This is a genomic window from uncultured Roseobacter sp. (genome assembly GCF_947492555.1).
Lineage (GTDB): Bacteria > Pseudomonadota > Alphaproteobacteria > Rhodobacterales > Rhodobacteraceae > Roseobacter.
In genome coordinates, this window is the sequence record NZ_CANLNE010000001.1 from 800338 (window position 1) to 824589 (window position 24252).

At 60.7% G+C, this 24252-nt stretch carries 23 protein-coding genes; 18 read left to right on the top strand and 5 right to left on the bottom strand.

The window, feature by feature from the left end:
- The first annotated feature begins 61 nt into the window (after positions 1 to 61).
- From Q1A07_RS03830 to Q1A07_RS03865, 8 genes are all read left to right on the top strand, one after another.
- Positions 62 to 2338: an NADP-dependent malic enzyme gene (locus Q1A07_RS03830; RefSeq protein WP_299777972.1), complete on the top strand. Its 2277-nt coding sequence runs from the start codon at positions 62 to 64 to the stop codon at positions 2336 to 2338.
- Positions 2339 to 2458: 120 nt separating this feature from the next.
- Positions 2459 to 2782, top strand: a complete 324-nt coding sequence (locus Q1A07_RS03835; protein WP_299777974.1) for a hypothetical protein — start codon at positions 2459 to 2461, stop codon at positions 2780 to 2782.
- 174 nt (positions 2783 to 2956) lie between these two features.
- Complete coding sequence (locus Q1A07_RS03840) at positions 2957 to 3232, top strand: hypothetical protein (protein WP_299777976.1); 276 nt, start codon at positions 2957 to 2959, stop codon at positions 3230 to 3232.
- A 161-nt stretch (positions 3233 to 3393) separates the two neighbouring features.
- A complete protein-coding gene (locus tag Q1A07_RS03845; protein ID WP_299777978.1) occupies positions 3394 to 3711 on the top strand; it encodes a hypothetical protein in 318 nt (105 codons plus the stop codon).
- Between the two features lie 74 nt (positions 3712 to 3785).
- Positions 3786 to 5678, top strand: a complete 1893-nt coding sequence (locus Q1A07_RS03850) for a propionyl-CoA synthetase (protein ID WP_299777980.1) — start codon at positions 3786 to 3788, stop codon at positions 5676 to 5678.
- Between the two features lie 60 nt (positions 5679 to 5738).
- Positions 5739 to 7817, top strand: coding sequence for a hydantoinase/oxoprolinase family protein (locus Q1A07_RS03855; protein WP_299777981.1), 2079 nt, complete (start codon positions 5739 to 5741; stop codon positions 7815 to 7817).
- A gap of 4 nt (positions 7818 to 7821) precedes the next feature.
- Positions 7822 to 9528, top strand: a complete 1707-nt coding sequence (locus Q1A07_RS03860; protein ID WP_299777983.1) for a hydantoinase B/oxoprolinase family protein — start codon at positions 7822 to 7824, stop codon at positions 9526 to 9528.
- 37 nt (positions 9529 to 9565) lie between these two features.
- A complete protein-coding gene (locus tag Q1A07_RS03865; RefSeq protein ID WP_299777985.1) occupies positions 9566 to 10273 on the top strand; it encodes an SDR family oxidoreductase in 708 nt (235 codons plus the stop codon).
- A 69-nt stretch (positions 10274 to 10342) separates the two neighbouring features.
- Here the strand turns inward: Q1A07_RS03865 and Q1A07_RS03870 are convergent, their stop codons facing one another.
- Positions 10343 to 10552, bottom strand: coding sequence for a CsbD family protein (locus Q1A07_RS03870; RefSeq protein ID WP_299777987.1), 210 nt, complete (start codon positions 10550 to 10552; stop codon positions 10343 to 10345).
- Between the two features lie 184 nt (positions 10553 to 10736).
- On the opposite strand from Q1A07_RS03870, the gene Q1A07_RS03875 reads away from it, so the two are divergent.
- The 3 genes from Q1A07_RS03875 to Q1A07_RS03885 are packed head-to-tail and all read left to right on the top strand — an operon-like array spanning position 10737 to position 12300.
- Positions 10737 to 11180, top strand: coding sequence for a hypothetical protein (locus Q1A07_RS03875; RefSeq protein WP_195820123.1), 444 nt, complete (start codon positions 10737 to 10739; stop codon positions 11178 to 11180).
- Positions 11180 to 11740 (top strand): hypothetical protein, encoded by a 561-nt coding sequence (locus Q1A07_RS03880; protein WP_299777991.1) that lies wholly within the window; start codon positions 11180 to 11182, stop codon positions 11738 to 11740. Before Q1A07_RS03875 ends, Q1A07_RS03880 begins: the two co-directional genes overlap by 1 nt.
- Entirely contained in the window at positions 11740 to 12300 is a 561-nt protein-coding gene (locus Q1A07_RS03885; RefSeq protein ID WP_299777992.1) for an SCO family protein, read from the top strand. Before Q1A07_RS03880 ends, Q1A07_RS03885 begins: the two co-directional genes overlap by 1 nt.
- A gap of 29 nt (positions 12301 to 12329) precedes the next feature.
- Here Q1A07_RS03885 and Q1A07_RS03890 read toward each other — a convergent pair whose 3' ends face one another.
- Positions 12330 to 13559 (bottom strand): Coenzyme F420 hydrogenase/dehydrogenase, beta subunit C-terminal domain, encoded by a 1230-nt coding sequence (locus Q1A07_RS03890; protein ID WP_299777993.1) that lies wholly within the window; start codon positions 13557 to 13559, stop codon positions 12330 to 12332.
- Positions 13556 to 14359 carry an NAD kinase gene (locus Q1A07_RS03895; protein WP_366944013.1) on the bottom strand — a complete coding sequence of 268 codons (804 nt, stop codon included), beginning with the start codon at positions 14357 to 14359 and terminating at the stop codon, positions 13556 to 13558. The genes Q1A07_RS03890 and Q1A07_RS03895 overlap by 4 nt, the downstream gene beginning before the upstream one ends.
- A 177-nt stretch (positions 14360 to 14536) precedes the next feature.
- On the opposite strand from Q1A07_RS03895, the gene glyA reads away from it, so the two are divergent.
- From glyA to Q1A07_RS03910, 3 genes are all read left to right on the top strand, one after another.
- Complete coding sequence (glyA, locus tag Q1A07_RS03900) at positions 14537 to 15832, top strand: serine hydroxymethyltransferase (RefSeq protein WP_299777995.1); 1296 nt, start codon at positions 14537 to 14539, stop codon at positions 15830 to 15832.
- Positions 15833 to 15966: 134 nt separating this feature from the next.
- A complete protein-coding gene (locus Q1A07_RS03905; RefSeq protein ID WP_299777996.1) occupies positions 15967 to 16377 on the top strand; it encodes a cupin domain-containing protein in 411 nt (136 codons plus the stop codon).
- 65 nt (positions 16378 to 16442) lie between these two features.
- Complete coding sequence (locus tag Q1A07_RS03910; protein ID WP_299777997.1) at positions 16443 to 17201, top strand: YHYH protein; 759 nt, start codon at positions 16443 to 16445, stop codon at positions 17199 to 17201.
- Here Q1A07_RS03910 and Q1A07_RS03915 read toward each other — a convergent pair.
- Positions 17194 to 17559 carry a hypothetical protein gene (locus Q1A07_RS03915; protein ID WP_299777998.1) on the bottom strand — a complete coding sequence of 122 codons (366 nt, stop codon included), beginning with the start codon at positions 17557 to 17559 and terminating at the stop codon, positions 17194 to 17196. The two genes, Q1A07_RS03910 and Q1A07_RS03915, sit on opposite strands and share 8 nt — an antisense overlap.
- 78 nt (positions 17560 to 17637) lie before the next feature.
- On the opposite strand from Q1A07_RS03915, the gene Q1A07_RS03920 reads away from it, so the two are divergent.
- From Q1A07_RS03920 to carB, 3 genes are all read left to right on the top strand, one after another.
- Positions 17638 to 18396, top strand: a complete 759-nt coding sequence (locus Q1A07_RS03920) for an alpha/beta fold hydrolase (RefSeq protein ID WP_299777999.1) — start codon at positions 17638 to 17640, stop codon at positions 18394 to 18396.
- A 188-nt stretch (positions 18397 to 18584) separates the two neighbouring features.
- On the top strand, positions 18585 to 19175 hold the full coding sequence (locus tag Q1A07_RS03925) for a VPLPA-CTERM sorting domain-containing protein (RefSeq protein ID WP_299778000.1): 591 nt from the start codon (positions 18585 to 18587) through the stop codon (positions 19173 to 19175).
- A gap of 181 nt (positions 19176 to 19356) precedes the next feature.
- The gene (gene carB / locus Q1A07_RS03930; protein WP_299778001.1) at positions 19357 to 22716 is read left to right on the top strand and encodes a carbamoyl-phosphate synthase large subunit; all 3360 of its coding nucleotides are present in this window, start codon (positions 19357 to 19359) and stop codon (positions 22714 to 22716) included.
- 276 nt (positions 22717 to 22992) lie between these two features.
- Here the strand turns inward: carB and Q1A07_RS03935 are convergent, their stop codons facing one another.
- A complete protein-coding gene (locus tag Q1A07_RS03935) occupies positions 22993 to 23367 on the bottom strand; it encodes a hypothetical protein (protein WP_299778002.1) in 375 nt (124 codons plus the stop codon).
- 85 nt (positions 23368 to 23452) lie between these two features.
- Here Q1A07_RS03935 and Q1A07_RS03940 point away from each other — a divergent pair, with 85 nt between their 5' ends.
- Positions 23453 to 24181 (top strand): Crp/Fnr family transcriptional regulator, encoded by a 729-nt coding sequence (locus tag Q1A07_RS03940; protein ID WP_299778003.1) that lies wholly within the window; start codon positions 23453 to 23455, stop codon positions 24179 to 24181.
- The last annotated feature ends 71 nt before the right edge of the window (positions 24182 to 24252 follow it).

Here is a 24252-nt window from a genome sequence, read left to right on the forward strand (position 1 = left end):
CTTGGCCGCCGCCGCCACTTGGTTTAACACTAAACTATTCTCTGGGAGGAGCGTCCATTTCATGACCGATACCAAGAACCTGCGCCAGGCGGCACTGGACTATCACGAATTTCCAAAACCGGGAAAACTCGAAATCCGCGCCACCAAGCCGCTGGCGAACGGTCGCGATCTGGCCCGCGCCTATTCCCCCGGGGTGGCCGAAGCCTGTCTTGAGATCAAGGCCGACCCGTCAACCGCCGCGCGCTACACCTCGCGCGGCAATCTGGTGGCCGTGGTCAGCAACGGTACCGCGGTGCTGGGGCTTGGCAACATCGGCGCGCTCGCCTCCAAGCCGGTGATGGAGGGTAAGGCGGTGCTCTTCAAGAAGTTCGCCTCCATCGATTGCTTTGATATCGAGGTCGACGAAACAGACCCGGAAAAGCTCGCCGATATCGTCTGCGCGCTGGAGCCTTCCTTTGGGGCCATCAACCTCGAAGACATCAAGGCACCCGATTGTTTCACCGTTGAACGCATCTGTCGCGAGCGCATGAACATTCCCGTCTTTCATGACGATCAGCACGGTACCGCCATCGTCGTTGGCGCGGCTGTGAAAAATGCCCTGCATGTATCGGGCAAGTCCTTTGAGGACATCAAGATTGTCTCGACCGGTGGCGGGGCGGCGGGCATCGCCTGCCTGAACATGCTGCTGAAACTTGGCGTGAAGCGCGAAAACGTCTGGCTCTGCGACATTCACGGCCTCGTCTATGAGGGGCGTGAGGTGGATATGAACCCCTCCAAGTCGGAATTTGCGCAAAACTCAGATCTGCGCACCCTGCAAGACGTCATCCCCGGCGCCGATCTCTTTCTGGGCCTGTCAGGGCCTGGCGTGCTGACGCCTGAGATGGTCAAGCAGATGACCGACCGACCGATCATCTTTGCCCTTGCCAATCCGACGCCGGAAATCCTGCCCGATCTGGCCCGCGAAGTCGCCCCCGATGCGATCATCGCCACAGGCCGCAGCGATTTTCCCAATCAGGTCAACAACGTGCTGTGTTTTCCCTTCATCTTCCGGGGCGCGCTGGATGTAGGTGCCACCACGATCAATGACGAAATGGAACTGGCCTGTATCGACGGGATTGCAGAGCTCGCGCGCGCCACCACCTCTGCCGAGGCCGCCGCTGCCTACCAGGGTGAGCAACTGACATTCGGGGCCGACTACCTGATCCCCAAACCCTTCGATCCGCGATTGGTCAGCGTTGTCTCCTCTGCCGTGGCACAGGCCGCGATGGAAACCGGGGTGGCCACGCGGCCCATCGAAGACCTGGATGCCTACCGCCAGAAACTCGACGGTTCGGTGTTCAAATCCGCTTTGCTGATGCGCCCGGTGTTTCAGGCGGCCCGTACAACCCCGCGCCGCATCGTCTTTGCCGAAGGTGAGGATGAACGCGTGCTGCGCTGCGCCCAGGCGATGCTGGAGGAAACCACCGAACGCCCCATTCTCATCGGGCGCCCGGAGGTCATCGAGACGCGACTGGACCGCGCCGGCCTGACCATCCGGCTGGGCAAGGACGTGGATCTGGTGAACCCCGAAAACGACCCGCGCTACCGGGACTACTGGGAGACCTACCACGAGCTGATGGCGCGGCGCGGCGGCACGCCTGACATCGCCCGCGCGATCATGCGCACCAACACCACCGCCATTGGCGCGGTGATGGTGCACCGCGAAGAGGCCGACAGCCTGATCTGCGGCACCTTCGGCGAGTTCAGCTGGCATCTGAACTACCTGACCCAGATCCTTGGCCGGGACGATCTGGGTCCTGTCGGGGCGTTGTCGATGATGATCCTCGAAGACGGCCCGCTCTTTGTCGCCGACACGCAGGTGCACCTGCATCCTGACCCCGAACAGATCGCCGAAATCGCCATCGGGGCCGCGCGCCACGTGCGCCGCTTTGGGATCGAGCCGCGGATCGCCTTCTGCTCACAATCGCAATTCGGCAACCGTGGCGACGGCACCGGCGGGCGCCTGCGGGCGGCCATCCGGCTGCTGGATTCCCAAGGTCACGACTTCTGCTACGAAGGCGAGATGAACATCGACACCGCGCTTGATCCGGAGCTGCGCGCGCGCATCCTGCCCGGCAATCGCATGCCCGACGGCGCGGCCAATGTGCTGGTCTTCGCCCATGCCGATGCCGCTTCGGGCGTGCGCAACATCCTGAAAATGAAGGGCGGCGGGCTTGAGGTTGGACCGATCCTGATGGGTATGGGCAACCGGGCCCACATCGTCTCGCCCTCGATCACGGCACGGGGTTTGCTGAACATGTCGGCTATCGCAGGCACGCCGGTGGCCCACTACGGGTAAGACCTTTCAGAACTTCTTAACAAAGCCTTCAGGACCCTGACCACGACGATCCGTAGTGAGCGCGGCAGCACGCGTGCATTTGCACGTTTTGCCAAACTCATTTTTGAAACGGATCAGGATATGAAACGAAGGAAACACATTTTATTTGTCGGCGCGCTTTGCCTGCTCGGCGCGTGCGCCACACTGGTTGAAGAGGTGCGAGGCCAGGTAGTTGTCGATGGGGTCGCCTATGAAACCCGGACCCGGACCTACGCCCGCGCCGATGGCAGCGGGTTTACGAGCACCAAGGTGATTTTTCACGGGCAAACCTACTATTGTAGCACGACGGGCGACCATACCTGCGCCGACACCGTGCGCGATCTCATCAATGGCAACCACCTCAATCACCCGGGACGGCGGTCAGTGACACCACCGGGCGGAGGCGGCTACACGCCTCCAATTTAGCCCCACCGTCGGCGTGCTCCCCCATGCGGAGGGCACGCCGTCGCAAGCTCATCACGGCAAAACACGCTTTTGTAGGGACCATATCCACGGGTTGATTTCCAATCGTACGATCACATCTCCTTTTCATATCGGTGCAGAACGCGCCGGTGTTTTTGTTCAGAAGGGAATTATCCAGTGTTCCGCAAATCGCGTTTTTTCGCCGCCCTCACCGTACTCGCCCTAGGGGCATGTGCTACCGTCGCTGAAGAACAGCTCAGCACCATCATTGTCGATGACGAGAGTTACGTTCTGCGCACCCGGACAATCGAAGGCCCGAATGGGCCTTTCGAGACCACAAGCGCCCGTGTCCGCGGCAAGTATTTTATTTGCAAAATCGACAGCCCCGGTGATTGTGAAGCCGCCGTGCGTCGCGGCAGGGAAGCCAATATCTTTGATCGGGATTCAATCTGATCCCAAACGACGGGCCAACCTGCCACGCGTCTGTCACGCGCGATCACTAGCATTCCAGATCCTGCAACATTCCGAGCGGCGGCCCGTCCCCCTTCCTAAATCGAAACTGCAAGTCCCGGCATTCTCCACAGGCCGGGACCTCATCGATAAAGGAGCTTCCTATGAAAATCGTCTCCCTACCTGCCTTCATCCTCAGTGCGGCGACAGCACTCGGCGCAACAACAGCCTTCGCCGCCACACAATCCGGCACAGTAACCGTTCACGGTCGCGACTATGAAACCATCATTCGCGAATTCCACCAGCGCGGCGGCATCATCCTGACCGGCGAGGTGCGCGTCTATAATCGCAGCTGGGGGTGCAACCCGCTCGCGCCGGGCGATTGCGAAGATGTGGTGCAGCGCGTCCTCAACGCCGACTCGATCAGCACTAATGGCGGGGTCAACGCCAGCCCGATCCGTGAAATAATCGGAAAGCGTTAGCCCTCACATACTTGCCCTTCCCCTCACCTTGGGCGTAACCATGGCGCCGATACGGTTCAGGGGGAGATTAATCGATGACATACCGCGCCACCTATGACGCCAGCATGGCGGATCCCGAAGGTTTCTGGATGCAGGCGGCGGATGCCATTGATTGGACGAAACCTCCAAGCAAGGCCTTGTTTGATCGTGGAGAACACCTCTACGAATGGTTTGCCGACGGGTTGACCAATGGCTGCTACAACGCGGTGGACCGCCACGTCGAAAACGGGCGTGGCGATCAACCGGCAATCATTCACGACAGCCCGATCACCGGCACCAAATCTTCCATCACTTACGCGGAGTTGCAGACGCGGGTCGCCTCGCTGGCGGGCGCGCTGGTCGCCCAAGGGGTGGCCAAGGGCGACCGCGTCATCATCTATATGCCGATGGTGCCGGAAGCATTGGAAGCCATGCTGGCCTGCGCGCGCATCGGCGCGGTGCATTCGGTGGTTTTTGGCGGGTTTGCCGCAAACGAGCTGGCGGTGCGGATCGATGATTGCCAGCCCAAAGCCATCCTCGCCGCCTCCTGCGGGTTGGAGCCGGGACGGGTGATCCACTACAAACCCCTGCTGGATGGCGCGATCGACATCGCAACGCACAAACCGGACGTCTGCCTCATCCTGCAGCGGGAGCAGGAGCGCGCCACGCTGATCGATGGGCGTGATCTTGACTGGCACGCCGCACAGGACGGCGTTGCCCCCGCCGATTGCGTTCCTGTCGAAGGCAATCACCCCGCCTATATCCTCTACACCTCCGGCACGACCGGCGCGCCCAAAGGCGTGGTGCGGGCCACGGGCGGGCACCTCGTGGCGCTGCACTGGACGATGAAAAACATCTACAACGTCGATCCGGGCGATGTGTTCTGGGCCGCCTCCGATGTGGGCTGGGTCGTGGGCCACAGCTACATCTGCTACGGCCCCCTGATCCACGGCAACACCACCATCGTCTTTGAGGGCAAGCCCGTGGGCACACCGGATGCGGGCACCTTCTGGCGCGTGATCGAAGAGCACAACGTGCGCAGCTTTTTCACCGCCCCCACCGCCATTCGCGCCGTGAAACGCGAAGACCCCAAGGGCGAGTACAAGGCGAAATACGACCTCTCGGGCCTGCGTGCGCTCTATCTTGCGGGGGAACGTGCCGATCCCGATACCATCGAATGGGCGCAGGACCTGCTGGGTGTTCCGGTCTACGATCACTGGTGGCAGACGGAAACCGGCTACACCATCGCGGGCAACCCCGCAGGGCTGGAGGCGTTGCCGGTCAAGGTCGGTTCTCCCACGGTCGCGATGCCGGGCTATGACGTGCAAATCCTTGACGAAGCCGGACATCCGCAAGAACCGGGCGAGCTTGGCGCCATCGCGATCAAGCTGCCACTGCCCCCTGGCACACTGCCGACGCTCTGGAACGCGACGGACCGGTTCCGCAAAAGCTATCTGACCACCTTCCCCGGCTACTATGAAACCGGCGATGCGGGCATGATGGACGCGGATGGTTATCTCTACATCATGGCGCGCACCGATGATGTGATCAATGTCGCAGGCCACCGGCTCAGCACCGGTGCCATGGAAGAAGTCCTCGCAGGGCACCCGGATGTGGCGGAATGTGCCGTGGTCGGCGTCTCCGATCGTCTCAAGGGGCAATCACCCTTGGGTCTGTTGTGCCTGACCAACGGCGTGAACCGCCCGCACGGTGAGATCACGGGCGAATGCGTCAAACTGGTACGCGAACAGATCGGCCCGGTGGCTGCTTTCAAGAACGCCCTGGTCGTGGACCGCCTGCCCAAGACACGGTCCGGCAAGATCCTGCGGGCCACGGTTGTGAAAATCGCGGACAATCAGGAGTTCAAGATGCCCGCGACAATCGATGATCCGGCCATTCTGGATGAAATCCGCACGGCCCTGCAGACCATCGGATATGCCAAGGGATAACGCCGACGCCACCAGGCCCGCTGGCCGAGGACACAGATCAATCGTGAAAAGGACCCCCACATGTCAAAGACCTCCGTCAGGCTGGGCGTCGATATCGGCGGCACGTTTACGGATGTGGTGCTGGAGGTCGCGGATCAGTCCTTTTCCACGAAGGTCCTGACAACTTATGCCGCCCCCGAAAACGCGATCATCGAGGGCATGCATCAGGTCTGCGCCAAGGCGGGCATCTCCCCCGATCAGATCGATCAGATCATTCATGGCACCACGCTGGCCACCAATGCGCTGATCGAAAGGCGTGGGGCAAAGACAGCGCTGATCACCACAGAAGGGTTCCGCGATGTCATTGAAATGCGCACCGAATCCCGGTTCGAACAATATGACCTGAACCTCACGCTGCCCGAACCGTTGCTGCCACGCCAGCGCCGGTACACGTTGTCGGAACGGGTGGATGCGCGCGGCGAGGTTCTAGTCCCGCTGGACCGGTCCGAGGTGGAAACCCTGGCGGATCAGATCGGTGAGGCGGGCTATGACAGCGTCGCGGTGGGCCTGATCCATTCCTATCTCAACGACGCCCATGAGCGCATGATCTGCGAGGTGTTGGCAGAAAAGCTGCCGGGCGTGATGGTGTCGCTGTCCTCCGAGGTCAGCCCGCAAATGCGCGAGTATGAACGTTTCAACACCACCGTGGCCAATGCCTATATCAAGCCGCTGATGAAATCCTACCTTGGCCGTCTGAAAGGCCGCCTGCGCGATGAGGGTGCAGATTGTGACATCTTTCTGATGCATTCGGGCGGCGGCATCATCTCGCTGGAAAGTGCGGCGGAGTTCCCGGTGCGGCTGGTGGAATCCGGCCCGGCGGGTGGTGCGGTTTTTGCTGCCCATATCGCGGCGTGTTACGGGCTCGAGAAGGTGTTGAGCTTTGACATGGGTGGGACTACCGCCAAGATTTGCCTGATCAAGAACCAGACCCCGAAAACTTCGCGCGTCTTTGAGGTGGCCCGCACATATCGATTTAAAAAGGGCTCCGGCATGCCGATTTCCATCCCGGTGATCGATATGGTGGAAATCGGCGCGGGCGGCGGTTCCCTTGCGCATGTGGATGCGATGCGCCAGATTCGCGTCGGCCCCGAAAGCGCGGGGTCGGAACCGGGCCCGGCCTGTTACGGGCGCGGCGGTGAGAAACCTGCGGTGACAGATGCCGATCTGGTGTTGGGCAGGCTCGACCCGGACACATTTGCTGGCGGCACGATCCGGCTTCACAAGGATCGCGCAGAGATCGCGTTGTGCGACCAGCTTGGCGCGGACCTGGATATGGATGCCCCCACTGCCGCCTTTGGGCTGGCCGAAGTGGTCGATGAAAACATGGCCAATGCCGCCCGCGTACATGCTGTAGAAAACGGCGAGGACCTTGGCGAATACACCATGATCGCCTTTGGCGGCGCGGCCCCTTTGCACGCGGGCAGGCTTTGCGAAAAGCTGGGCGTAGATCGGTTACTGGTCCCGCCCGGGGCGGGTGTCGGCTCGGCCATCGGATTTCTGCGCGCGCCCTTCAGTTTCGAGGCGAACCGTTCCGTCTATATGAAATTGTCGGACTTCGACGCCACCAAAATCATGGGGCTACTGTCTGACCTCAAAACAGAGGCGGCGGGGTTTGTGCGCAGCTGCGATGCCCAGAGCGACATTCTTTGCGAGTTCAAAGTCTACATGCGCTACACTGGTCAAGGTTGGGAAATTCCCATCGTGCTCAGCGAAGCGCAGGCCATGGCACCGGATGCAGAAACCTTCAAGCACCTGTTTGAGCAAGACTATATCAAGCTTTTTGGTCGCACCGTCGCCGGTCTCGACATTGAAATCACCGTCTGGTCGGTGAATGCGACAACACCGCCCGAACCCGTTACACGCGGAGAGACCACATCGGGCACCCTGCAAGCGCCTGTTGATGCGGAGCGCCAGATGTTTGACCCGGCAAAGGCCGCGTCCCTGACCACATCGGTGGTTCAGCGTGCCGCAATGACCGTGGGCGCAGAGGTTGCAGGCCCCGCCGCCATCACCGAAGATGAGACCACGATCATCGTACCCGAAAGCCGCTGCGCAATCCGTCAACCGGACGGCTGCATCGACGTGATCCGGAAAGGATGAACGGATGACCGAGCCTTCAAACGTTGCCTATCAGGTCATGTGGAACCGGCTGATTTCGGTGGTGGAGGAACAGGCGCAGGCCCTTGTACGCACCGCCTTTTCCACTTCTGTGCGCGAGGCCGGTGACCTCTCTGCCGGTGTCTACGACACGCAGGGCCGGATGCTGGCGCAGGCCGTCACCGGCACCCCCGGCCATGTGAACGCCATGGCCGATGCGGTGGCGCATTTCATCCGGCGGATCGGGCGGCAGAACATTTTCCAAGGCGATGTCTACATCACCAACGACCCCTGGGAGGGCACCGGGCACCTGCACGACATCACCATGGTCACCCCTTCCTTTCATAACGACGTGCTTGTGGGGTTCTTTGCCTGCACCGCCCATGTGGTGGATATCGGTGGGCGGGGCTTTGGCGCGGATGCGAACAGCGTCTACGAGGAAGGGCTCTACCTGCCGATCATGAAATTCGCCGAACGGGGCACGGTGGACGAAACCATGATCCGCATCATTCGCGGCAATGTGCGCGAGCCCGATCAGCTGGTTGGTGACATCTACGCGCTGGCCAGTTGTAACGAGATCGGGCACCGACGCCTCACGGCGATGATGACGGAGTTTGGTCTCTACAATCTGGATGGTATCGCCGGGTACATTCTGGAGAATTCCCGCCGCGCGACACTGGAACGCATCAACGCCCTGCCCCATGCCGAGGCCAGCGGCGAGATGACGGTGGACGGGTTTGACACGCCGATCACGCTCCGCGTTCGGCTGAGCATCGAGAAAGACCGCATCCTGTCGGATTTCGACGGCACCACGGGCCTCGACAAGAAAGGCATCAACTGCCCGCTGGTCTATACCAAGGCCTATGCCTGCTACGCGCTGAAATGTGCCATCGCGCCGGAAATTCCCAACAACGCGGCTTCGCTTGCGCCTTTTGAGGTTAGCGCACCGGAAAACAGCATCGTGCATGCGCTGCACCCCGCGCCCGTCGCCCTGCGCCATATCGTGGGGCATTTCGTGCCGGACGTGGTCTATGCCGCCCTTGACCAGATCCTGCCCGACGTGGTGCCCGCCGAGGGGGCCGGGTGTCTGTGCAACTTTCAGGTCTCCCTGCGTCCGCGCAGCGATGCACCGGCCCCGGCGGATGCCGTCCGCTCCGAGGTGCTGACGTTCAATTCGGGCGGGTCCGGCGCGCGGCCGGCGCATGACGGGCTGAACGCGACCGCCTTTCCCTCGGGCGTCATGACAATGCCGATCGAGGCCACGGAACACGCAGGCCCGGTGATCATCTGGCGCAAGGAGCTGCGCCCTGATTCAGGCGGGCTTGGCACCTATCGCGGCGGGCTTGGTCAGGTCATGGAGGTCGGCGCACGTGACGGGCATGAGTTCGATATCTCCGCGATGTTCGACCGTGTGGATCACCCCGCCCGTGGTAGGCGCGGCGGGACCGCAGGTGCCCCGACGACCATTGCGCAGGACGACGGCACGCCCATGCGCGGCAAGGGCAAGCAATTCATACCCCACGGCCGCCGGGTGCAAATGGCGTTTCCCGGCGGCGCAGGCTATGGAAACCCGCAAGAGCGTGACAAATCGCTGGTCCGCCAGGATCTGCTGCGCGGTTACATCTCGCCCGAAACGGCCCGCGACGCCTACGGTATGAGCGAGGCCGACATCGCCAAGGTCAACGCTGCACGCAAGATCGGCGAAGAGAAATAGCGCCCGCAAAGCGCGCCACTCGGAGAGGAAAGAAACCATGGCAGAAACAAAAGTGGCTCTGGTGACGGCAGGGGGCAGCGGCATGGGGGCAGATTGCGCCCGGGCGCTCGCCGCAGATGGTTTCAAGCTTGGCATCCTGTCCTCTTCCGGCAAAGGCGAGGCGCTGGCGAAAGAACTGGGCGGCGTCGGCATCACCGGCACCAACAAATCGCAGGATGATCTGCAAAAGCTGGTGGACGCGGCGATGAGCCATTGGGGTCGGATCGACGTTTTGGTCAACTCCGCAGGCCACGGACCGCGCGCCCCGGTGTTGGAATTGACAGACGAGGATTGGCACGAAGGCATGGAGGTTTACTTTCTCAACGCCGTGCGTCCGACGCGTCTGGTCACGCCGATCATGCAAGCTCAGGGTGGCGGCGCGATCATCAACATCTCCACCTTTGCAGCATTCGAGCCCAACGCCGTGTTTCCCACCTCCGGCGTGATGCGCGCCGGTCTGGCTGCCTTTAGCAAACTTTTCGCGGATAAATACGCGGGTGAGAACATTCGCATGAACAACGTGTTGCCCGGCTTTATCGACAGCCTTCCCGAGAAGGACGAATTCCGGGCGATGATCCCCATGGGACGCTACGGCAAGTCGTTGAATGAAATCGCCAGCGTGGTGGCCTTCCTGGCCTCAGAGGGCGGGGCTTACGTCACCGGACAGAACATCCGGGTCGATGGCGGCATCACACGCTCTGTCTGAGTCCAGATGCGAAAAAGGCGACCCCCGCATGGGAGCCGCCCTTTAAAAAATCAGACGCGACGAGGTAAATTACGCGGCTGACTTATGCTCTGCGATGAATTCATCGATCTGGCGTTCAGCCTCATCCTTGGCCACGCCGTAGCGTTCCTGGATGAGCCCGACAAGGCGCTCGCGGTCGCCCTCGGCCTGATCGATCTCATCATCGGTCAATTCGCCCCACTTGGATTGAACCTGACCCTTCATCTGTTTCCAGTTGCCTTTGATAATGTCCCAGTTCATTGGTCTCTCCTTTATCTGTCGAAATCGTTGAACCAAGCACATGCGCATCACATGCTCTTGCCAAGCCAACACGTGTCCGTGCAATTGGTTCCGCAAAAAAGTGATCGACTTGGTGGATTTCCGCCGTTGATCGAAAAAGGGGCTGCTCGTAGGCTTCCTGCACCAGAACCGGAGGAATTGCCGCATGCGTCTGATGTTATCCCTGCTCTTGTCCAGCCTCGCGCTGCCCGGTTGGGCCGCGGAGGGCACCCGCATTCAGGTGACCGGAGAGATCATCGACACCTGGTGCTACTACTCCGGTGTCATGGGCGGGCCCGATGCGGTTGTCGGTTCGGCACATCACACCTGCGCGCTATGGTGTTCGGCGGGCGGTATCCCGGTCGGGCTGCTGGCCGAGGATGGCACTGTCTATACGGTGTTGAAGATTGCACAGGATGCAGGATCGGCGAGTGGTGACACACAGCTCAGCCTTGCCGCCCACACGGTGACAGCCGACGGGATGCTCTATGAGCGCGACGGGTTGAAGTATCTCGTCGTCAGCGAGGTGGTCAGCGATATGGATATCGTGAACCCGACCCACGAAGATTACGGCACCGTGCCGCCCTTCTCATTCCCGGAGCCGAAGTGATGCGCAACCTGATTTACATTTTCGCCCTGATCGCCAGCCCGCTGACGGCGCAGGATTTCTCCGAAGGATCGGAGGCCAAGACCTGGAACCTCTATGCCGAAGTGCCCGCCCGGTTCGAGGCCAAGGTTGTCGATGTGCTCTGTGAATTGACCGGCGATTGCGCGGATGACTGCGGTGCAGGTAAGCGTCAGCTGGGACTGGTGCGATCCGTGGACAGTGTGATGGTCCTGCCCATGAAGAACTCTCAGCCCGCCTTTACAGGTGCCGCCGAAGAACTGGCCCCGTTCTGCAATCAGGTGATCGAGGTCGATGGCCTGATGATCGAGGACGAGGATCTGGGCGCCAGCAACATCTATCTGGTGCAGCGCATCAAAGCCGGAGATGCAGATTGGATCAAGGCCAACACCTGGACCAAGAAATGGGCTCAGAAATATCCTGAAGCCAAGGGCAAGGGCCCCTGGTTCCGCCGCGATCCCCGGGTGAAGGATGTGATCGCCTCCGAGGGGTATCTGGGCCTGGGTCTTGAGGCGGATGAAACCTACGCCGAAGAAAACTTCTGATGCGCGCGGCGTTTTGGGTCACGACCTGCCTGGCCACCGGCGCCATGGCAGAGGCCCCGCCGCTGCCGTTTGATCTCGGCGGGCCATTTACACTGACCAATCAATATGGCGAGACCCGGACACAGGCCGACCCGGACGGGCGCGCGCAACTGCTGTTTTTCGGATATGCCAATTGCCTGAACATCTGTTCTGCGGCACTGCCGTTGATGGCCGACGTGGTCGACGCACTGGCCGATGAAGGGCTTGCCGTCACACCGGTGATGATCACTGTCGCCCCGGATCAGGATCAGGTGGACACGATGGGTGCGCCATTGGCGGAAATACACGAGAATTTCATCGGGCTGACCGGCAACGATCTGGCGTTGCAGGCAGCTTACGAGGCATTTTCCGTGGAGGTCGAGCCGCTGTTTCAGGACCCCGAATACGGTTGGATTTATTCCCACGGCAGTTTCGTGCATTTGCTGGATGGATCCGGGGAGCTCTTGACCCTTCTGCCGCCCGTTCTGGATGCCACGCGTACCACCGACATCATACGCGGATATCTGGCCCCCCGCGGGTAAGGGGGCCAGCCCCCGCCTGAGCCTTTGGCTCAGTCTCCCCCGGGATATTTCTTGCCAGAAGAGGCCGGTGTTTCCTCTGGCTCTGGGTGCAAGCCGTACGGCGCGGCGATGTCCCAGACGTGTTCGGGCACCATGTTTTTCATCTTTGCCGGTGCTTCGCGGCGCAGGTGCAGAATGGTTTCCGCCGCTTTCATTTCCACCCGTGCGCGGGCGAATTCGAGCCCTCTGGGTCCGATGCGCGGTTGCAGCCAGCTGACAATGGGGCGCAGCCAATTGGGCATCCGCCGGAGCGGCAGACCGCCAGCGGCACGTTCGGTGTTGGCGACAAATCCTTTTACCGCGCTTGCTCTTTTGCCTGCACTGCTCGGGGCGCTGAGACGGACCTGATCGCCAAGGCTGTCGAGCATTTCCGCCCCACGGGCGTTGCGCACCAGCACCCATTGCGCGCCCTGTCCGCCCATGTATCCCACGGTGATGTCGGCAAGACTGTTGGTGTAGTCCACGCAGGTCCGGCAGGTCAGTGGGAAGAAGTCCGCAGGCAAGTCCGAGATCGGCAGAGACAGAAACGGGATCAGCCGCTGGCGTCCGTCGGTATAGCGCAGCTCCACCCTGAAATCCGCGCGAAACTCCAGATAGGTGATGCTGGCAGGGTCTTCATCCAGCAAGCTGAGAAAATGGTGAAAATTCTCGGTCGTTGTGTTGTCTGAACAGGGCGTGCCAATAACGTAAAGCCGCTCCAGCCCCAATTCCGCCTCCAGACAGCGGAGCGCGTAGATCTGGCAAGGGATACCGATCACCGCCAACCGCTTGAACCCCAGATCCTGCGCGGTCTCCAGCAAGGCCAACAAAGGCGCGTATCCCATCCGCATGCCGCGCGCCTGCCCCATGTCCTGCGGGTCCGTGATCAGGGCAGGTTTCGGACGCCAGACATCCTCCGGGTCCGGCACCATCGTCAGCACCGCCTGCACCTGATCGCGCTCCAGCAAAGCGGCGGCCAGTGACGTTGTGATCCCCGTCCATTGTGCCCCTGCCTTTGGCGGTGCCATCTCCGCGCGGTACATCTCCTGGAAGGAACCAAAGAAGTGTTCATCTCCGTCTTGCCGGGTGCGCCCGTGCACCTGCCGTTCCAGCCCCGGGTAATCCGGCGCGATGAACTGGCAGACCCGCCCGCAGGCCTTGTCATTCTGCATGCGGGATACGCCGCAATCGGTACAGAGCCCGCGCGGGGCCGCCGGACCGATCTGCGGCGTCAGCGTCACGTGAACTGCTCGTTGATCAGCCGTTCTTCCAGACCGTGGCCGGGGTCAAAGAGAATGCGGTGCACGACGCTTGGTTCCGAACGGATTTCAACGCTCACCACACCCATGACGGAATTGGCATCGGCCTCTGCCATCACCGGGCGTTTTTCGGGTTCAAGCACGTCGATCTGGACCACTGCCTTTTTCGGCAGAAGCGCCCCGCGCCAGCGCCGGGGGCGAAAGGCGCTCATCGCGGTCAGGGCCAAGACCTCGGAACCGATGGGGATGATCGGCCCGTGGGCGGAGTAGTTGTAGGCGGTGGACCCGGCGGGCGTGCTGACCAGCGCGCCGTCACAGACCAGTTCAGCCATCCGCAGCCGCCCGTCGACGGTGATCTTCAGCTTGGCCGCCTGCGGGCCCGCGCGCAGCAGCGACACCTCGTTGATGGCAAGGGCTTTTGCGATGCTGCCGTCGGCCTTGGTCGCGATCATGCTGAGCGGGTTCAGGTCCGCCTCCTCCGCAGCGGCGAGCCGGTCCCATAAATCGGTCTCGGAATAGGCATTCATCAGGAACCCGATGGTGCCGCGGTTCATACCGTAGACGGGGGCGGCGAGATGTTGCATATCGTGCAGGGTCTGCAGCATGAACCCATCCCCGCCCAGTGCCACGATCACCTCCGCCTCCTCCGGTTTGGCATTGCCATACCGGGTAATCAGCGCCGCCCGCGCGGTTTGCGCAACCTCGGCGCGGCTGGCCGTAAAGGCGATTTTTTGGGACATCTTGTTTCCGATCCGGGACTTTATGATCCGAAACAAGCACATATCCGCCGCGGAGGCCAGTATTGCGCCGAGATGCCACGGTAACCCGGATTGCGTGAACGTGATGCGGCCCGTATGAAAGCCGCACAGAGCCTGACAAAGGTCGCTTTACACTCTTTTCCACCTCGCGTGTTTCCGATAGGAAACTGCATCTTTGCTCATTTATCAGGGAAACCGCTCATGAACGCTCCGCACCGCGCCCCCGGATTTTTCACCAAGTCGCTGGCCGATAGCGACCCGGAAATCTTCGCCTCGATCACCGATGAGCTGGGCCGACAGCGCGACGAGATCGAGTTGATCGCATCAGAGAATATCGTTTCTGCCGCCGTGCTCGAAGCACAAGGCAGCATCATGACCAACAAATACGCCGAAGGCTATCCGGGCCGACGCTATTACGGCGGCTGCCAATTCGTCGACGTGGCCGAAGAACTGGCGATCGAGAGAGCCTGCAAACTCTTTGACTGCGGGTTTGCCAATGTGCAACCCAACTCCGGCTCGCAGGCTAACCAAGGGGTGTTTCAGGCACTGCTGCAGCCGGGCGATACCATCCTCGGCATGTCACTGGACGCGGGTGGTCACCTGACCCACGGCGCGAAACCCAACCAGTCCGGCAAGTGGTTCAACGCGGTGCAATACGGCGTGCGCAAGGAAGACAACCTGCTGGACTATGAGCAGGTCGAGGCGCTGGCCAAAGAACACCAGCCCAAGATGATCATCGCCGGTGGATCGGCCATTCCGCGTCAGATCGACTTTGCCCGCATGCGCGAGATTGCCGATATGGTTGGGGCCTATCTACACGTGGACATGGCGCATTTCGCCGGCCTTGTGGCAGCAGGCGAGCACCCTTCGCCGTTTCCGCACGCGCATGTGGCCACCACGACAACGCACAAGACCCTGCGCGGTCCTCGGGGTGGCATGATCCTGACCAATGACGAAGCGCTGGCCAAGAAATTTAACTCCGCGATTTTCCCAGGCATCCAGGGCGGTCCGCTCATGCACGTGATTGCGGGCAAGGCGGTGGCATTCGGTGAAGCGCTGCGCCCCGAATTCAAAGAGTACATCAAACAGGTGGTCGCAAACGCGCAGGCGCTGTCGGATCAGTTGATCAAAGGCGGGCTTGATACGGTGACCCATGGCACCGACACGCATGTGCTGCTGGTCGACTTGCGCCCCAAAAGTGTGAAAGGCAATGCGACCGAGAAGGCTCTTGGCCGCGCGCATATCACCTGCAACAAAAACGGCGTGCCCTTTGATCCGGAAAAACCGACGGTGACCTCGGGCATTCGCCTCGGCTCCCCTGCGGGCACGACACGCGGCTTTGGCGAGCCGGAGTTCCGCCAGATCGCGGATTGGATCATCGAGGTGGTTGATGGCCTTGCCGTCCATGGCGAAGATGGCAATGCTGCGGTTGAGGAAAAGGTGAAGGCGGAAGTCGCCGAACTTTGCGCACGCTTCCCGCTCTACCCCAACCTCTAAGCCCAAGAGCATAGGTGGCCTGAAGCCCACCTTACCTGCTTTCAGCACCGGTCGCTTTTGAGCGCAATCTTTGTAACAGACAGGTAGGGTGGACTTCAGGCCACCTTACCCGGGCTCTTTAAAGGAGAAAGCGGATGCGCATTACCAGAGCAGGTAGCCAAGCCTCGAGCAAAGGCGCCGCGGAATACTTCACCGGTGCCGTACGCATCGATCCGGTGATTGCAACCGATCCGCCTGCCCGGCTGACAGGCAACCATGTCACTTTCGAACCCGGTGCACGCACGGCATGGCACACGCATCCGCTTGGTCAGACACTGGTGATTACGTCAGGCCTGGGACGTGCGCAGATCCAGGGGGGTCCGATACAAACCTTGCGCCCCGGCGACGTGGTCTGGTTTTCACCAGACGAGAAACACTGGCATGGTGCTGCCCCCGAAACAGCTATGACACATCTGGCATTTCAGGAAGCTCTGGACGGGAAAGCTGTCGTCTGGCTCGAACAGGTCAGCGACGAAGACTACGCGCAACCACCGGCCGAGGGCTGAAAAGCCCGCGACGGAAATCGGCACGTTCTCCGTATCACTCCTGTCCAACAGATAGGAGAACCCTCATGCGCTCCCCATGGCCCGCTCCTCTTGCCCTGACAGCGGCGATTGTCTTTCTGGGCATCCTGGCCTCCACCACGTCCGCGCGGGTGGAGATGGAAACGTCGGAAGACAAACGCTGTGTTCAAACCGATAGCCTGCCGGACCATACCACAGGGACCTTTCCCAACAGCGGCAATCCCAACCGTATCAAGGCCCAGTCGATCAGCTTCTGCGTGACCACCAAGCCCGAGCGCGGCATACGCGCTCAACCCGTACGCGTCACAGGCATTGCCGAAAACGGTGTGATCATTCGGCCAGGAACCGCAGACTACTACGATGCCAGCAGCCCGCGGGGCCATTCCCGGGACCGCAGTTCCGGGTGGAACCTCGACGGGATTGGCGCGCGAGACCTGTTGGGTCTGGATGACCAAAACGCCCATGTGGGTCCGCGCGGAACCTACCACTATCACGGCGTCGCCCCTGCCCTCGTCAGCGCCAGCGAAGACACACGGATCGGCTGGGCTGCGGATGGGTTTGAAATCCACTACCTCGGGGATCAGGGACGCTCCAGCTATCTGCTGTTGCCCGGTGCACGCGAAACGGCGCCCGGTGGCGCGCATGATGGCACCTATAACGAGGACTGGACCTACATCGCCGGCGCCGGCAACCTTGATGAGTGTAACGGCGGCATGATCGATGGCCGCTACGTCTACGTCGCCACGGACACCTATCCCTTCTTTCCCCGGTGCCTCTATGGGACGGAGATCACCCGGATCAGATAGCGCCGCGCAGGCGCCCAATGACCACAAGACCCGTGAACAACAGGATCAGATTGAAGGCAATCGCAGCCAGAATCGACAGGATGCGGCCACGTCGGGCCTCGGCCCGGTCGATACCTGCCAAATGCGCCAAAACGTCCGAAAAGGCCTGCACGACCCGATCATCGCCCAACTGCCGCAAAAGCCGTGGATTGCCGCGCAGGGCATCCGCCTCTGCCACCAGCTGCGCCTGAGCCCGAAGGCGACGCGGCAGCCTGCGTCCCGCGCGCTTTACCTGCTGCGCCAACGACCTGCCCTTCACGCCAAGTCGCCGCTCCAGCGCACTGCTCAATGCCTCGGATTTTGCCTCGATATCGATCATGACCGGACCCTAATCAGCTGCGGGCACGCCGCGCAATAGCACTGGCACCACATCCGCAAATCCGCTAGCCCTTGCCTCATGCTCAACTATTCCGAATTCGGTGCCGCTGACGCACCTGCTGCCCTCATCGTGCATGGTCTCTACGGTTCTGGCCGCAACTGGGGTGTCATCGCCAAGCGCCTCAGCAATGATCTGCGCGTCATCACCGTGGACCTGCGCAATCACGGTCACAGCGACTGGATGGAAACGCACAGCTACCCGGACATGGCGCAGGATCTTGCCGAATTGATTAGGCACATCGGGGGCCCCTGCCACGTTGTCGGCCATTCCATGGGGGGCAAGGCGTCCATGGTCCTGGCGGTGGAAAACCCCGAGCTGGTTGATCGCCTGATCATCGCCGACATCGCGCCGGTCGCCTATACACACAGCCAGATAGAGTTCATCGAAGCGATGCGCCGGGTCGACCTGAGCACCGTGTCCCGCCGTTCGGAAGCAGAGGCGCAATTGGCCGACTTAGGTGTCGAGCCCGCATTGCAGAGCTTTTTCACCCAATCCCTTGATCTGACAGAAAAACGCTGGCGGTTGAACCTCGATGTACTGGCACGGGAAATGGACAAAATCATGGGTTTTCCGGACCTTGATGGGGCTTTTGACGGTCGGACATTGTTTCTCTCAGGCGCGGCCTCTGACTATGTCACGCCAGATCACCGCCCCAAGATCAAATCGCTCTTTCCCAAAGCACGTTTTGCAAAACTGCCGGGTGCTGGCCACTGGCTGCACGCGGACAAGCCACGAGAGTTCGAAGCCTCCGTGCATGCGTTCCTGCATCATCCGTAAAGGGAGCCGCCGTGTTGCCCATCCCACAACAATGTGCCTTCTGCGTAACGATTGTCCCAAAACACCCGCTACAGGAACACTTTTTAAGCGCAAAACCACCGTATTCCTTGCGTTTTCCGCCACTTTTTGCATTACTACTCATCGGTTGAATCGGTATGGCTTCAGTCCGTAGGTAAAGGTACGTAACCATGAGAAACATTTTCACGTTCTTTCTGTCAGCTGGACTTGGCTTGACAGCTGCCGTGGGCGCTACATCTCTCAACAATTCAAGCTTCTCTGCTGCTGAGGGCGCCAACAGTGCGCGGGTCGCAGGTGTTCAATTTGACGCGCAAAGCGCGCCTTTCTCGGCGGGCGGCGGCGCGATGGAGAATGGTGTTCAGCCAACCTCTGATTCGACTATCTCTTTTTTCAGAACCCAATCGCTCGACACGCCCGTCGAGATTGCGGCTCTGAATCTAGACACTGATTCCTTCGAACCCGATCTTCTGGAAGAAACTGCGGAAGAACCTCAGATTGTCCAAGAGCTTCTGGAAGTCGTTGAGAAAAAGGATGCGTACACTCCAGCGAGTTTCTCAGGAAGCCCGTTCAACTTGTTGCGCACAGGGTCGGGAGGATCAGGTTCAGCAGGCTCAGGTGGCGGTAGCGGCACACCCGCAAGCACATCGCCCAGTACTCTTGAGCGAGAGTCGGTAGCGGTTGTTCCCTTGCCAGCATCTGCGCTTCTTTTTGGGTCCGCTTTCCTCGGGTTTAGGATTATGCGGCGCAGAAAAAAAGCTTGAAGCAGATCTGGATAACCACGTCAAAGGCGACCTCCCGGGGCCGCCTTTTTTGTATCTGAGGGCATGCTCTGCCAATTCCTGACGCTTGGCGGCAATCGCCCCTTGCGCACGGCCCCTTGATGCCTATAACGCAGGACAATTTGGGCACATCGGCGTGCCCATCTGCCCCGGGGATCGCACCATGCCAAAAAGAACCGATATCAAATCGATCATGATCATTGGGGCGGGGCCCATTGTGATCGGTCAGGCGTGCGAATTCGACTACTCGGGCGCGCAAGCCTGCAAGGCGCTAAAGGAGGAAGGCTACCGGGTCATCCTTGTGAATTCCAACCCCGCGACGATCATGACCGACCCCGGGCTGGCGGACGCCACCTACATCGAGCCCATCACGCCCGAGATGGTGGCCAAGATCATCGAAAAGGAACGCCCCGACGCGTTGCTGCCCACCATGGGCGGGCAAACCGGGCTCAACACTTCCCTGGCCCTCGAAGAGATGGGTGTGCTCGACAAATTCAACGTAGAGATGATCGGGGCCAAGCGCGACGCCATCGAGATGGCCGAAGACCGTAAGCTCTTCCGCGAAGCGATGGACCGGTTGGGCATTGAAAACCCCAAGGCGGCGATTGTCACCGCCCCCAAGGACGCGAACGGCAAGAAAGACCTCGCCGAGGGTGTGCGTCTGGCGCTGGACACGCTGGAAGAGGTCGGCCTGCCCGCGATCATCCGCCCTGCCTTCACGATGGGCGGTACGGGTGGTGGTGTGGCCTACAATCGCGACGACTACGAGGCGATCTGCCGTTCGGGCATGGACGCGAGCCCCGTCGGTCAAATTCTCGTTGATGAGTCTCTGCTCGGCTGGAAGGAGTTCGAGATGGAGGTGGTGCGCGACACTGCCGACAACGCCATCATCGTCTGCTCCATCGAAAACGTCGATCCGATGGGCGTGCATACGGGCGACTCGATCACCGTGGCGCCCGCGCTGACGCTGACCGACAAGGAATACCAGATCATGCGCAACCACTCGATTGCGGTGTTGCGCGAGATCGGGGTGGAGACGGGTGGCTCCAACGTGCAATGGGCGGTGAACCCAGACGACGGCCGTATGGTGGTGATCGAGATGAACCCGCGCGTATCGCGCTCCTCGGCGCTGGCCTCCAAGGCCACGGGCTTTCCCATCGCCAAGATCGCCGCCAAGCTGGCGGTCGGCTTCACGCTGGACGAGCTCGACAATGACATCACCAAGGTCACGCCTGCGAGTTTTGAGCCCACCATCGACTATGTGGTCACCAAGATCCCCAAATTCGCCTTCGAGAAATTCCCCGGCGCCACACCCGATCTGACGACAGCAATGAAATCGGTGGGCGAGGCCATGTCCATCGGGCGCACCATCCACGAATCCATGCAGAAGGCACTGGCCAGCATGGAAGAGGGTCTGACCGGCTTCAACGAGATCGACATTCCGGGTGTCGATGCCGCCGTTTCGGCGGACGCGCCCCAGAACAAAGCCGCCATCGTCAAGGCGATCAGCCAGCAAACGCCCGACCGGCTGCGCACCATCGCCCAGGCCATGCGCCACGGCATGAGCGACGACGAGATCCACGCTGTGACCATGTTCGACCCGTGGTTCCTCGCCCGTATCCGCGAGATCATTCAGGCCGAAGCCGAAGTGCATATGAACGGCCTGCCCCGCGACGCCACGGCCCTGCGCAGGCTTAAGATGATGGGCTTCACCGACGCCCGCCTTGCCGAGTTGACCGGCCAGCAGGAAGCCGACGTCCGCCGTGCCCGCCATGCAGAAGGCGTCACGGCCGTTTTCAAACGCATCGATACCTGTGCGGCGGAATTCGAAGCGCAGACGCCCTACATGTATTCGACCTACGAATCCCCCGTCTTTGACGAGGTGGAGTGCGAAGCGCGCCCCTCGGATCGCAAGAAGGTGGTGATCCTCGGCGGCGGCCCCAACCGGATCGGGCAAGGCATCGAGTTCGACTATTGCTGCTGCCACGCCTGCTATGCACTCACCGATGCGGGCTATGAGACCATCATGGTCAACTGCAACCCCGAGACGGTCAGCACCGATTATGACACCTCCGACCGGCTGTATTTCGAACCGCTCACCTTCGAGCATGTGATGGAAATCCTGCGCGTCGAGCAGGAAAACGGCACGCTGCATGGCGTCATCGTGCAATTCGGCGGCCAGACGCCATTGAAGATCGCGCAGGCGCTGCACGCCGAGGGCATCCCGATCCTCGGCACCACGCCTGATGCCATTGATCTGGCCGAAGACCGCGAACGCTTCCAGCAGCTCGTCCAGCAACTGGGCCTCAAACAACCGAAAAACGGCATCGCCCACTCCGACGCGGAAGCCCTTGAGATCGCAGAGGATATTGGCTTCCCACTGGTGATCCGTCCGTCCTACGTGCTGGGTGGCCGCGCGATGGAAATCGTGCGCGATCAGGCCAGCCTCGAACGCTACATCACCTCTGCTGTGGTTGTTTCCGGCGACAGCCCGGTGCTGCTCGACAGTTACCTCTCCGGTGCTGTGGAGCTCGATGTGGACGCGCTCTGTGACGGCACCGACGTGCATGTGGCTGGCATCATGCAGCACATCGAAGAGGCCGGCGTGCACTCAGGGGATTCAGCCTGCTCCCTACCGCCCTACTCCCTGCCGCGCGAGATCATCACGCAGATCGAATCCCAGACCCACGCGCTGGCCCGCGCCCTTAATGTGGTTGGCCTGATGAACATCCAGTTCGCCATCAAGGATGATGAAATCTACCTCATCGAGGTCAACCCCCGCGCCTCGCGCACCGTGCCCTTTGTGGCCAAAGCGACCGATAGCGCCATCGCCTCCATCGCCGCGCGCATCATGGCGGGCGAGCCGCTCAGCACCTTCCCGCAGCGCCCACCCTATGACGCCGACGCTGCCTATGAGGCGACGCTGCCCCTGGGCGATCCGATGACGCTGGCCGATCCCAACATGCCGTGGTTCTCTGTGAAAGAGGCCGTGCTGCCCTTCGCACGCTTCCCGGGGGTCGATACGCTGCTGGGACCGGAAATGCGCTCCACTGGCGAGGTCATGGGCTGGGACCGCGATTTCCCCCGCGCTTTCCTGAAGGCACAGATGGGAGCGGGTACGATCCTGCCATCCGAGGGTTGCGCCTTCCTGTCTATCAAGGACATGGACAAAACCGACGACATGCTGGAAGCCGCACGCATCCTGCTGGACCAGGGCTTTACCCTGGTCGCCACGCGTGGCACCGCCAAATGGCTCGCCGATCACGATCTGGTCTGTGGCGTGGTCAACAAGGTCTATGAGGGCCGCCCCGACGTAACCGACATGATGAAGGACGAGGCGATCCATCTTGTCATGAACACCACCGAAGGCACACAGGCAGTGGAGGACAGCAAATCCATTCGCTCCATCGCCCTCTACGACAAAATCCCCTATTTTACCACTGCGGCGGGCAGCTATGCTGCGGCACTCGCGATCCGTGCGCAGGCCGATGGGGATGTGGGCGTCAAGGCTTTGCAGGCGTGAGACATCGGGCAAACGCAATTTGACGAGCCGGTTGGCGGGTGAGTTTAAGCCAACAGGTGCCTATTCCGTCTGGCGATGGTTTCATTCCAATGGCATGCACAAGAGCTGCAGAGTATACGATGCACGTAGCATCGTTCATGCTCTGAAAGTGCAAACAGGATGAAATTCAAGGGTGTCGTTTTCAGGCTACCGACAGCTTGAGACGATCCGCCGTTCAACCACGCTGACACGGCGCGGACTTACCAGAACTAGCAGGCGGCATCCCTGCAAGTCTGCCTACTCCGCGTCGACCCGTTCCACGTCGCCTGCAGACATTAAACAATGCGCAGCCTGAATGACCTGAGCTTGCGTAAATGGGCGGTTCAAATGCTGCCAGTGCGGAAAATATGAGGTTTCACCCAGATCCAGCGTAATAACTGCTCGCTGTTCAATCCACGAAAGGTCTTCGCTGTCCAAGTCGAGGACGCCACCACGCGCTGCAACAAACACCAATGCGGGGTCGAATGTTTCATCCGGCACCTCACGTGCTTGCCGCACTGTCTCGAAAGTTCTGCAGACACATCCTGCCTGCCAGAACGCAAAAATCCCCGCGACATCTTGAGATATGAGGGGATCGGATACGACGATCGCGACGAAAAGAGTTTGTTCCAAAGAGATATTCTCCGATTTCGGCCACTATTATGGAACCCTTTCGGCATCGTCGCATTAAACTATGACATAGTAAGGAGCATTACCTATGGTCACCCACTGCGCATCATGTCCGCTGCAAAAGCATTCCTTCTTTCAGGACATGACACAGGATGAAGTGGACAAGACGCAGCGGTTCAAATCCGGTGAGCTGTCGGTGGACCCTGGAACGCCCATTCTGATGGAAGGCAGCAATGCGCCACAGCTTTACACGGCCCTGCGGGGCATGGGGTTACGGTACAAGACACTTCCCGACGGCAACCGGCAGGTCATAAATCTGATCTTCCCGGGCGATTTCATCGGCCTGCAAGCGGGCGTGCTGGGAGAAATGGGCCATTCGGTGGAAGCCACGACACATATGACGTTCTGTGTCTTCGACAGAGGCGATTTTTTCGACTTTTTCCGGAACTCCACTGCGCGGGCGTTTGACATCACCTGGCTTGCCGCGACAGAAGAGCACTTTCTGGGTGACACGCTGACAACGCTTGGACAACGCGACGCCATCTCGGCAATTGCCTGGGCTTTCGTTCGGATTTTTCAACGAGCCGATGCCTTGGGCATGGTGCAGAATGGCACGATGCCCTTTCCGTACAAACAGCAGGACATAGCGGATGCCATGGGTTTGTCGCTGGTCCACACCAACAAGACCCTCGCCCGGTTGCGCGAACGTCAGCTCGCTGTCTGGGATGACGGACAGTTAAAAATCCACGACGTGGCAGAATTGGCCGCAGTTGCCGAGATGGAACTTGAACCGGTCAAATCTCGCCCGCTGATCTGATGCCCCGGCGTGGCGGTCGCCAATCAGGTCGGGACATGCCATGATGCAGAAACCATACCCATCCGGAGGTT